Genomic DNA, 10,825 nt, shown 5'->3' on the forward strand with positions numbered 1-10,825 from the left:
TCGCTATACGGTAAATTTTCATTCGCATTCTTATGTTCAGATCCATCATAAACAACACTTGGCGAACTCGTGTATACAAGTCGGCTGACCCCCTGCGATTGACAGGCTTCGAGAATGTTCAACGTGCCCTGTGTATTGATGCTGTAAAAATAATCCCAGGACCCCCAGATGCCAGAAACCGCTGCCGTATGATAGACAATATCGATACCATCGCAGGCGCGCTGGACAGCAGAGGCATCACGGAGATCGCCCTGCACGGTTTCCACGTTCAATTCTTTAAGACGCGGGTACTCTCCTCGACAGAAAACGCGAACCGACTCTCCCGCTTCCACTAGCTGTTCCACAATATAAAGACCAAGAAAGCCGCCTCCCCCGGTCACAAGTACTTTCATCGGATTTGCTTCTCTGCCCAGGGTGCCAGTTTTTCACGAAATATTTTTACATTGTGCCGTACATCAACGGGTAATGAGCGATGAAACAAAATCGTTACAATCGACTCGGTTAAAGAATTCGCCTGACCCAATTCCAAAAGTTCCTGCGTGAATCGCTCGCGAGCTGTTTGGCTTTCGGGAAAGTCTCCCTGCTCTGGTTCAACAATGATCACCGGTTTCTGAGTTGGTGCAACACCTACTCCAACCAGCGCACTACGATAAACGCGCGGATGCTGATTGAAAATCGCCTCGCAACAAATTGTGAACATCGGCCCTGCTGATGTCTCCACGATATGAGCTTTTCGTCCACAGAACCAGAGTTTCCCGGTGGCATCACGATATCCGACGTCACCCATCCGATGCCAGAATCGTTCTCCATCCGGTATTTTCGCCAGTGCTGTTGCCTCAGGTCGCAGAAAATATTCGCGCGTCGCCATCGGCCCTTGCACGATGATTTCCCCGATTTCACCCGCCGGTAACTCTCCAACCTGTTCAAACGCAGTGATCGGTTCATTGTGAATCTCAATAATTTTAAACTGCACTCCCGGAAAGGGTGTACCCACACACGTGCCGGCTCCGCCTTGAGTTTGTACCGCCGTTTCTTCAATCACTTCGCGTCCACTGATCGAAGCCACCGGCAGGGACTCGGTCGCTCCATAGGGAGTATGGATATCAGTTTCCGGATTCACAAAAGTCTTTTGCATACGTTCAATCACATGCACGGGTACCGGAGCACCCGCTGAAAGAATTCGTTTCAAAGAAGGCAGTTTAATCTGATGCTGTTCGCAATAGCGCCCAATCTGATTCCACATCGCCGGGGAACCAAATGCCTGTGTAACCCCCTGATCATTGATTTGTCTAATAATTTTGGCAGGCTCAACGCGCGCCGGTCTGGTCGGATTCATATCGGGAACAACTGTGGTGACCCCCATCGCCGAATTAAACAACGCAAACAGGGGAAAGCCAGGCAAATCGACTTCTCCCGGTTGAATCTGATAATAATCGCGCAAAAGATCAACTTGTGACCAGAACATTCCGTGTTCGTAAGCAACCCCCTTGGGAGGCCCCGTGCTGCCACTGGTAAAGATGATAGCAGCAGGATCGGTTTCGGTGCGTTGGATCATTTCCAACGGTTCCCAGTCGCCACCCCGCAACCAGTCATAATCAATACCGGACGTCAGCACCGGTTTTCCCACAGTCACATTCAAACGGGCTTTGGGAAAAGTTCGCTGTTTAAATTTGCGTATAACTTGTGCTAAGGGAATCGCCACAAAGCCTTCCGGCTCGACTTCTGACAAACAGCGAATGATATTTCTTCCACCCATCCCTGGATCAATCAAAATAATCACAGCGCCCGCTTTGAATAACGCAAAGGTCAACGCGATAAATTCCAAGCCGGGACGCACCATCAATGCCATTCTCGTTCCAGGCTGCACTCCCAGCTGAATCAGACCGCGGGCCAGTCGATCACTCTCCTGATCAAGTTGCTGAAACGTCAAACTACTGTAGGTATATCGTTTCTGTTTGTCTTTTCCTGCTGGAAAGACAACCGCTTTTTGAAAGGGATAGTCAAGAGCCGACTGACGAAGTCGATCGGCAATATTGCGTTGAATAGACATGGTCTTAAGGAACGCCCGGTGTTAACAAAGGCGGCGAGCTTCACTGACGAACCAGAATTTCCCCCTTACCGAATGCCAGAAAATCTCCGCAGTATCGTCGATAGTCACTTTCGAAACAATCATCGGAGACGGGAAAACCAGAAGCCATTAATTCTCTTAAAAAAAAGGAAAGCCACGTCGGTCGGTATAGACACGAATATTGAAACGTCGGCAGTAGCTCCAACTCGTTTGATTCACCAAACAGACCAATGGTTCCGCGCCGCATGCCGGCCCCCAGCTGCTTGCCGATTTTCCCAAATGAAAATATGGAACCCGCGATCATATCGAAACCGATCGCATCACCTGAAGTACCACCGATGGCAATCGTGCCCCTGCGCATACGATGCCCGGCTTCATTGCCTGCATTCCCGTGGATCAGAATGGTACCTCCATTCATGCCCCGCTTACTTCCCGGATAGGCTGACCCCACTAGATCACCGGCGTTGCCTTTGACGCAGATCGTGCCTCCCTTCATCTCGGTCGCAATCCAGTCTGAGACATCACCCTCCACCAGAATCTCGCCACCCGACATCTCTGCACCAAGATGCATTCCAGCGTTGCCTTCCACTCGAACCCGTCCCGTCGTCAACCCCGCGCCGATATACTTCACACGGGAACAATCACCCGACCAGACAACGAGATCTTCATCACTGGAAGTCTGCTGCACATCAAAAAAATCGGTAATTGCTAATCGACGGTTGCCATGCAACACAGGAAGCGAACGTATTATGTCGGTCGATTGCTGACTCACCGATTCATGATTCACTAAATTCACTTCTAGAGGAATCGTGAGTGTCTGCTTAAGAGTCAGCGTAAGAGCCATTCAGGAAGCATTCTTTATCAGCCAGTGACGGAAGTTTTTCCCATATTGATCAGACCCTCAATGAATCCGCGTGCAGCCAGATAGTCATTGGGAAGCATGTTGCGAATCTGACCTCGGAGGAGATTCTTCATCGAGTTTGCTTCATCACTGATTTGCCGGGAAAGGCTGGAAGTCACACCAGTCGAATTTTTTAAGGAATAGAGCTCTTGTAACTTATCACGAGACGCCTGAAACTCGTTTCCCATCAGTGACTCAGGCCAGGAAATTTCTCCCGTTGCCGGATTGAGCTGACTGGAATTCAATCTTTCACTATCCTGTGAGGCAGACGCATTAAAATAAGGGCTTAAACCGGATTCACGCATTTTACGATTTTTCTCAGCCTGTCTTTCCATAGCGGCTTGCCTTGCAGCATCTTTGGCTTTGATAATTTCCTGTTGTTCGGCGATGGATGCTCTTTGTGCTTTTTGACGGGCAACATAAGTCTCAGCCATCTTCTTCTGGTTATCAAGCTGTTTACTTTGCGCCTCTTGATAATTGATCATCGCTTTTGAACGATCCACCTGGGCTTGTCCCTGCGCTTTAATGGCCGCCGCGCCGCCGTCATTGTAACCACCGTAGTACCCGCCGCCGTAATAACCACCGCCACCCCAGCGGTTGCCATAATAGACTGAAGGACTTAGTCCTCCTCCATAATTATAAATGGTTCTTCTAGGGAAAAAGGGGCCTGCAGCCTCCAGCATGGGTCCGGCTGATATCAGAACCATCAAACATAATCCAGATAAGGTCAATTTGCGCATGGCTGTATTCATCACTCACCCCTGAACATAAACTAACAACGAGAAACCCACTACAATATGAACTTTTCAATTCATTCTTGAGGGCTTGTCTTTTTTCCTGACGAAACTGAGAAGAATTACTTGATTTTTGAACTCAAATCATGATATCTATAATAATACAGTTTAATGTTCTTCATCCAACTTCGCCAGTCTTTAATTCAAAAGGTAATACGATTTCTTTACCTTTCGGAAAAATTGGCATTCGAAATGTGATTAGCAGGATCAATGCTCATGCGTCAGTTACTTACAGCAGGACTTTTTTTGGGAATTTGCTTACTCTGTACCGATTTTGCAGCTGCGCAAGCTCCTGACATTAATTCACTGATTCTTGAGTTAGATAGTAAGGATGAAGGGAAAAAGGAATTAGCGGCTCACGAACTGGGAGAGATCGGTCCCCTTGCGAAATCAGCGGTTCCGGCCTTGATCAAAGCGATTAAGTCGGACTCTGTTGGATTACGTAGTGAAGCGATCATAGCTCTGGGTGAAATCGGTCCAGATGCTGCCGCTGCCGTTCCCGAACTCGCAAAAATCCTGCGAAGCCATTCCATCATTCTCAAATTTAATGCCTTAAAAGCCTTGAGACAGATTGGTCCCGCTTCTCTGCCGGCGGAAAAACAAATTGCCACATTACTGGAAAGTAATAACTCCTACATCAAAGTTGCCGCTGCCTGGACGCTCTGGTCCGTTAACCCGGATAATGCTGAAAACCAAAGCAAGGCAATCAAAGTTTTAATCAGCAGTCTCGATCTGCCGATTAACGAAGTGCGCTCCGACGCTGCCGTCGCGCTTGCGGAAATTGGTGCCCCCGCGGTCAAACCTCTACTGGCAAAATTAAAAACCAAATACAAAGGCAATCATACCGTCGAATGCCAGCAAATCTGCGATGTCTTTGCTCAGATGGGTGTGCAGGGTGAAGCAGCTATTCCCACTTTATTGAAAGCATTGAAAGTAGAAGAAACCAGCTTAGTCTGGCGGTCAGCCCATGCATTGGGCGCTATCGGTGCTAAACCTGAAGAAGTCGTTCCCGCTTTGATTCCATTGCTTACGAATTCCTCTGCCGAAGTGCGTGCGCATGCTGCCATCGCCTTGGGTAATTATGGTGCAAAAGCAAAATCGGCAGTGCCTGGGTTATCGAAGTTACTCTCTGACTCTGATCTGAATGTCAAGTTGGATGCCGCTTCGGCTCTGGGATCAATTGGGCCCGATGCCTCTTCGGCTGTCCCCCAACTTTCGAAAGCCATGCAGGAGGGACCAACCGCATTAACGCTTACTTCTGCCTCTACCCTGGCTGCCATTGGAGAAGCCTCCGTCCCAGCGTTAAATAAATTATTATCCAAAGATTCTTCCCTGAAACTACTGGCAATTCATGTCTTGGGTGAGATCGGAGCTGGGTCATCAGCAGCCATACCCGAATTGATGAAGCTCACAAAATCAACTGATACCGATATTCGTGAGAACGCGATTGTCAGCCTGGGAGAAATTGGTCCTGCCGCAATCAAAGCAGAGTCTGATCTCATTGATATTATGAAAAATGGAAAAGGCAAAACCAGAAATACCGCCGTCTATGCCCTCTCAAAAATTGGTAGCAAAAAAGCGTTACCACTCATTAAAAAATATGCTGCTTCTTCCTCTGAAGATGAAAGATTCCACCTGGTTTGCTCCTGGGCGCTGCTTCGAGAAAATCCTCATGATCCCGAGACTGTCAAAGCCGCATTACCAGGACTGATCAAAATCCTTGCAGATGAAAACCCCCTTATCCGCCGCGAAGCAGCCAATGCGATCTCCATGACGGGGTCTCTGGCAAAATCAGCAACACCCGGTCTCAGCAAAGCCCTCAAGCAGGAAAAAGATCAACAGGTCGTCATGGAACTGATTACCGCTTTGGCAGAAATAGGGCCCGCCGCAGCTTCTGCTATTCCTCAGATCACCCCCTATCTGGATTCCGCTGATCCAGTATTAAGAGTGGTTGCCACATACGCATTGGCCCGATTTGGAAAAGCAGCCAAATCGACCGTTCCCGCTTTGGAAAAAGAACTCGCCAAACGTCATGAAGATGAAAATGCTGTGACTCTCTGGGCTTTATCAAAAATTGATCCGAGTCCCAAAAGAGCAAAAGCCGCTGCTCCCGCGATGACGACTCTCCTCACAGAACACCCTAATCCGGATGCACGCCTGGAAGCTGCCATCAGCTTGGGAGAGTTTGGAATCAAAACACCAGAGATTACACAGGCCTTAAAAACCGCTGCGAAGGACAAAGACCCCAACGTCAAAAAAGCAGCCGAAGCGGCCCTCAAAAAACTGGGCAGCTAAAGATCTGTTGAGAGACAATGTTGATTTTTCTCAACCAAAACCGAATGCATGTTGATTAAAAACAACATCAGGAATCCAGCAAGCTGATCTAGCTTGCTGGATTCGTTGATATATTCAGGGCTCACCTCTGTTCTAACAGGAATATCCCCAACGATTTATCATCACAGTCCGTTTCAATGCCGGATACCAGTTAGATATTGAGGCAGCTTCGATTGTCTCAAAGAAATGTGGCATGATTGTTGCAAATCTTAATAAGGAACCTCTCTTTACCGAAGATTTAAAACGCATCTCGCCTTTTCCATTACTGGAGTCGCCATGATCACAGTTGCCGAAGTCAACGATATTGATCGCCTTGACAATTTTCGTCTGGCATGGCGTTCCCTGCTCGGAAAAACCAAAGGAGTCACCTTCGCACATTCTCCGGAATGGCTGGAACATTATTGGGAGCATTTCGGCGAAGGACTCAAATTACGAGTGCTCTTCATTACTCTGGGAAACAAAATCATCGGTATCGTGCCACTGGTGGTGAAGCCTGTTCAGACAAAAATGGGAACCATGCGCGTATTGACCAATCCCCTGGATGGCTGGGGAGCATTTTATGGCCAGATCGGACCCAACCCGGCTGCAACAATGGTCACAGCCATGCGACATATCAAAACTTCCAAACGCGATTGGGATCTGATTGACTTTCGCTATATTGATCAGGAAGGCCATGACCGCAAACGCACATCCAATGCTTTTAAATCTGTCGGCTTTCAGGGATCTCGGGCCGTCTGGCGCCATCTTCCCATGATCAATACGCTGGAGACAAACTGGAACTCTTATTTAGAGAGTCGAACAGAACAAACAAAACAGCGTATAGAAACTGCTGAACAGATCTTAGCGGAAGCAGGACATGTCTCCTTTTATCGATCAAGATTAGAAGATCCTTCGGCTCCCGGCTGGAGTCCACGCTGGGATCTCTGGTCCGAATTCGAACAGATGGATTTCACTCTCGGAAATCAGACAACTCTCGCCGGTGGCCACTATTCTCAAAGTAGAAAGCTGGCCTTCCTGAAAGAAATTCATGCGCCCGCCGTTCGACAGGGAATGGCACGCATCGACGCATTATTTATTAACCATTCACTGGCGGTCTGCGCTTATGGGTTGCAGCATGCGGAAGGAACCGACTATCTGGCGCTAGGTCATCGAGATCAGGTTCCCCAGGAAATTGTGACTGCGTTGATCGCCCGCATGATCCAACAATCAATTAATGACGGAGAACAGGCTTTAAATCTGGCCTCAATAAGCCCGCAATTAGCCAACGAATGGAAGAACCAGAACAAAAATAGTTATCGATGCTCCCATTTCCCCATCACTGTTCCACGCTCGCAGGTCTTACGCGTGAATCGCTGGATGCAAGAACCCATTCTGGATAACAACACGTCAAAAATAGCAGAGACGGGCAAACCGGACCTAAGTACGACACTGAAAAACGATCACCATTCCAACATCGAATTATTAGCAGAGGCACCGCAAGAATGGACTGAAGAGAAACACACTCGCACTGATGGAAGCCACAGCGAAGATCGTCCAAATTTTCGAATCGTCGGTTAGACGGATTCAATCATCGTTGCGTGCAAATTTAATGACCATCAGAGTCCGATCATCCCCATCATGTCCGCCTTCCAGATGCTCCTGCAATTTGGACCAGATTCCTTCCAGAACGACTTCAGCCGTATCTTCAGTATGACTCTCCAGGACTTTCATGATCCCATCCGAGCGAAACATTTTTCGCTCACTGCTCATCGCTTCACTGATTCCATCGCTGAAACCAACAATCATGTCATTCGTACATAACGGCATGACAGAGTAATCATAATCGTTCGCTTCAGTGACCCCCAGTAACATACCGTGAGACATTAAATTATTGATCTTCCCCTTATGTACCCAGAATGGTGCGGGATGCCCTGCGTTTGTGTAGGTAAAAGTCCGATTCCTGGTATCAATCACACCGTAAATCATGCTCATAAACTGATGAGGTAGTGAAGTATGATATAAGGATGTATTAATCCGACTAATCACAAATCGTGTATCTTTTGCCTGTTCGATAGGTCCTTCGGTCAAGGTATGTAAGGCGCCCCGGACCGATGCCATCACCACAGCAGCAGGAATACTGTCTCCGGAGGCATCCCCTAACGCAAAACAGGTCACATGCGGTGAAAGCTTGATAAATTCGCATAAATCACCACCTACTTCATGATGGCTGATTGTCTGGACGGCTGCCTGAAATTCGCGATCCTGAGTGGAATCTCGGACTAACTCTGCCGGAAAGGATTCTGAGATAACCTTGAGTTCTTTTTTCAGACGAATCTGATTCTGGCTCTCTTTTAATAAAACCGTTCTCTCCAAAATCGTACTGATCTGGGCACCGATCGATTTTAATACGTGGATATCACGATCTTTGACTTGTCGGGCACGACGGTCAAATGCCCAAAGCGTTCCAAACGGGCCCGTATCGGACTGCACAGAAACACAGATTCCCGTCAAACATCCTTCTGGTAACCATTCAGACTGCTCGGTAGCATCCTGTCGGCTGATCACCACTCCCTCGTCAGTAAACGCTTCCATATCAGGGGGAGATTCAGATAACTTTCTGCGATGAAATGGGATTTCAAAGTGAGTCAGCGAGGACTGAACTCGAAGTGATAATTGATTCGAATCGGAACTCAGCAAAAAGAAGCCGGCAGTCCGCAGACCGGTAAGTTGTAATGCCGCTTCTAATAACTTTTGCAGGGCGTCCTGCAGGCCATCCTGCTTTGCAGAAGACAGACCTACATCCATCAGTGTTGTCACTTCTTTGTTCTTGACTTCCAACGACGCGTTCATCGTTTCAATGCGGGAAATCAAACTTCCAACCAGTTCCGCAAATTTCCTCGCGGTGACAAATAAATAATCATTGGTCGATTCTTCAGGTAGCGTCAGATAAAGATAACCCAGACACTGATTCCCGTCTTCAATCGACTCATACCAGCAGTATTTATCACTCTCGGACAGCTCCTCTTCCAACAATTTTCGCTCTTCCGGTTTGGAAGGAGTGAATAGCAAGGGCCATCCGGTGATTTCCGTAAACTGATCACAAACGCTGTGAATCCATTCGAGAGGTTGGGTGAGTGTCTGTTCCATTTCACCTGATCCAGAAGACGCCAAGAGAGAAAATGATTAGTTAAAAGCGGATTGCTCTATTTTCTTCTATCGACAATCAGGAACTGACAGAACACCTGGTAGCCAGATTATGACGGTTGGAACGGTTATCCCTGGAGAAATCTTTGACAATCACGGATTCCAGCAGCTTCGGGTCAACTTGGAAACGGAATTGATTGAATCGCTCCTATCGAAATCGATCAATCACGGCACTTCCACAAGCATCGCTCCAGACATTGACTGAAGTACGACACATATCCAATACCCGGTCGACAGCAATAATGACGCCTTGTGCTTCGAGTGGCAGACCAACTGCCTGCAAAACAATGGCCATCATCACCAGGCCGGCATGAGGAATTCCTGCAGCACCGATGCTCGCCAGCAATGCGGTAATCGCAACCAGAACTTGTTGCTCTAAAGGCATGACACCCCCGGAATAAGCCTGTGCAATAAACAATACAGCCACCGCTTCATACAAAGCGGTTCCGTCCATATTAATCGTCGCACCTAAAGGAAGTACAAACGAACTGACCTCATTCGAAACCTCTGCCTTCTCTTCCACACAGGTAATCGTTAAGGGTAGCGTTCCGTTTGAGGAGGCCGTTGAAAAGGCAGTCATCAATGCCGGGCTCATAGCACGCGCAAATTCAATGGGCGAACGCCGCGCCACAAATTTCAAAATACAAGGCAAGACAATCACCGCATGCACCAGTAGAGCCAGAAACACTGTAATCATATACCAGCCGAGAATCTTGAAGATCTCAATGCCTTGCGAAGAAACCGCATAAAACATAAATGCAAACACACCAATCGGAGCCAGACTGATGATAAACATCGTCATCCGCATCATGACTTCGAAACCGGCCTGAAAGAAATCAGTCAGTAGTTTAGCATGTTTGCCACCAACAAGAATAATAAATATTCCCACAAGCATGCTGAAAGAAATAATCGAAAGAAATTCTCCTTGCCCTAACGAATGGACAATATTCGTGGGAATCAGGCGATCTGCCATATCAAGAAAGACGGAACCGACAGAATCTTGTCCGGTAGAGAGACTGCCAGTACCTCCCGGCAGGTCCGCGCCAATTCCGGGGCGTATCAGGTTTACAAAAAAGATACCGGTTGAGATGGCAAGCAGACTGGTCGTAAGATAATACAGAAGCGTTCGGGAAAACATCTTTCCAAAGCGAGCTGCATCTCCCAGACCTGCAATGCCCGTCACTAAGGAGGTTACTATCAAAGGAATCGTCACCATCTTCAGCAGCCGCAAAAACAGGTCGCCTAACCATTTGGAAATCGCCATCGCATTATAGGAAATTCCTATGCCATGTACCTGATATTCGGTTTCCCACCGGGGATAGGTTTTCACCAACTCCTCGCCGGTCGGCGCAGAATACGATGTAAGAATAGTCTTGCGATTCACTTTTCGGCTATAACTTAGCTCATACTTTTTTGCAGAGTCAATAAAGTGGATCAACCGCTCAGTCACTTCGACCTTCACCGGTTTTTTTGGTTCCCCCTTGGACAGTGTCTTTTCGAATTCTGGAAAGCGCGCGAGTAATTCTTTACGATCTTTGAACTGGT

8 protein-coding genes are annotated in these 10,825 nt (G+C 47.8%); 2 read left to right on the top strand and 6 right to left on the bottom strand.

The genetic code is table 11. From position 1 onward, the window contains the following. The 4 genes from Q0668_RS21245 to Q0668_RS21260 form a co-directional block, all read right to left on the bottom strand. On the bottom strand, positions 1-392 hold a 392-nt coding region (locus Q0668_RS21245), incomplete at its 3' end, for an NAD(P)-dependent oxidoreductase (protein ID WP_298868322.1). After that, entirely contained in the window at positions 389-2,050 is a 1,662-nt protein-coding gene (locus Q0668_RS21250; protein WP_298868324.1) for a fatty acid CoA ligase family protein, read from the bottom strand. The genes Q0668_RS21250 and Q0668_RS21245, both read right to left, overlap by 4 nt. A 40-nt stretch (positions 2,051-2,090) precedes the next feature. Beyond that, positions 2,091-2,912: a formylmethanofuran dehydrogenase subunit C gene (locus Q0668_RS21255; protein WP_298868326.1), complete on the bottom strand. Its 822-nt coding sequence runs from the start codon at positions 2,910-2,912 to the stop codon at positions 2,091-2,093. 17 nt (positions 2,913-2,929) lie between these two features. Next, a complete protein-coding gene (locus Q0668_RS21260) occupies positions 2,930-3,721 on the bottom strand; it encodes a hypothetical protein (protein WP_298868328.1) in 792 nt (263 codons plus the stop codon). A gap of 258 nt (positions 3,722-3,979) precedes the next feature. Here Q0668_RS21260 and Q0668_RS21265 point away from each other — a divergent pair, with 258 nt between their 5' ends. Together Q0668_RS21265 and Q0668_RS21270 are read left to right on the top strand one after the other, a co-directional pair. After that, complete coding sequence (locus tag Q0668_RS21265; protein WP_298868330.1) at positions 3,980-6,058, top strand: HEAT repeat domain-containing protein; 2,079 nt, start codon at positions 3,980-3,982, stop codon at positions 6,056-6,058. Positions 6,059-6,373: 315 nt separating this feature from the next. Further along, positions 6,374-7,654 (top strand): hypothetical protein, encoded by a 1,281-nt coding sequence (locus tag Q0668_RS21270; protein WP_298868332.1) that lies wholly within the window; start codon positions 6,374-6,376, stop codon positions 7,652-7,654. Positions 7,655-7,660: 6 nt separating this feature from the next. Here the strand turns inward: Q0668_RS21270 and Q0668_RS21275 are convergent, their stop codons facing one another. Together Q0668_RS21275 and Q0668_RS21280 are read right to left on the bottom strand one after the other, a co-directional pair. Next, positions 7,661-9,223, bottom strand: a complete 1,563-nt coding sequence (locus tag Q0668_RS21275; protein WP_298868334.1) for a GAF domain-containing SpoIIE family protein phosphatase — start codon at positions 9,221-9,223, stop codon at positions 7,661-7,663. A gap of 205 nt (positions 9,224-9,428) precedes the next feature. After that, positions 9,429-10,825: dicarboxylate/amino acid:cation symporter (locus tag Q0668_RS21280; RefSeq protein WP_298868336.1), on the bottom strand; the 1,397-nt coding region annotated here is incomplete at its 5' end.

It is taken from the genome of uncultured Gimesia sp., assembly GCF_937910335.1.
GTDB lineage: Bacteria > Planctomycetota > Planctomycetia > Planctomycetales > Planctomycetaceae > Gimesia.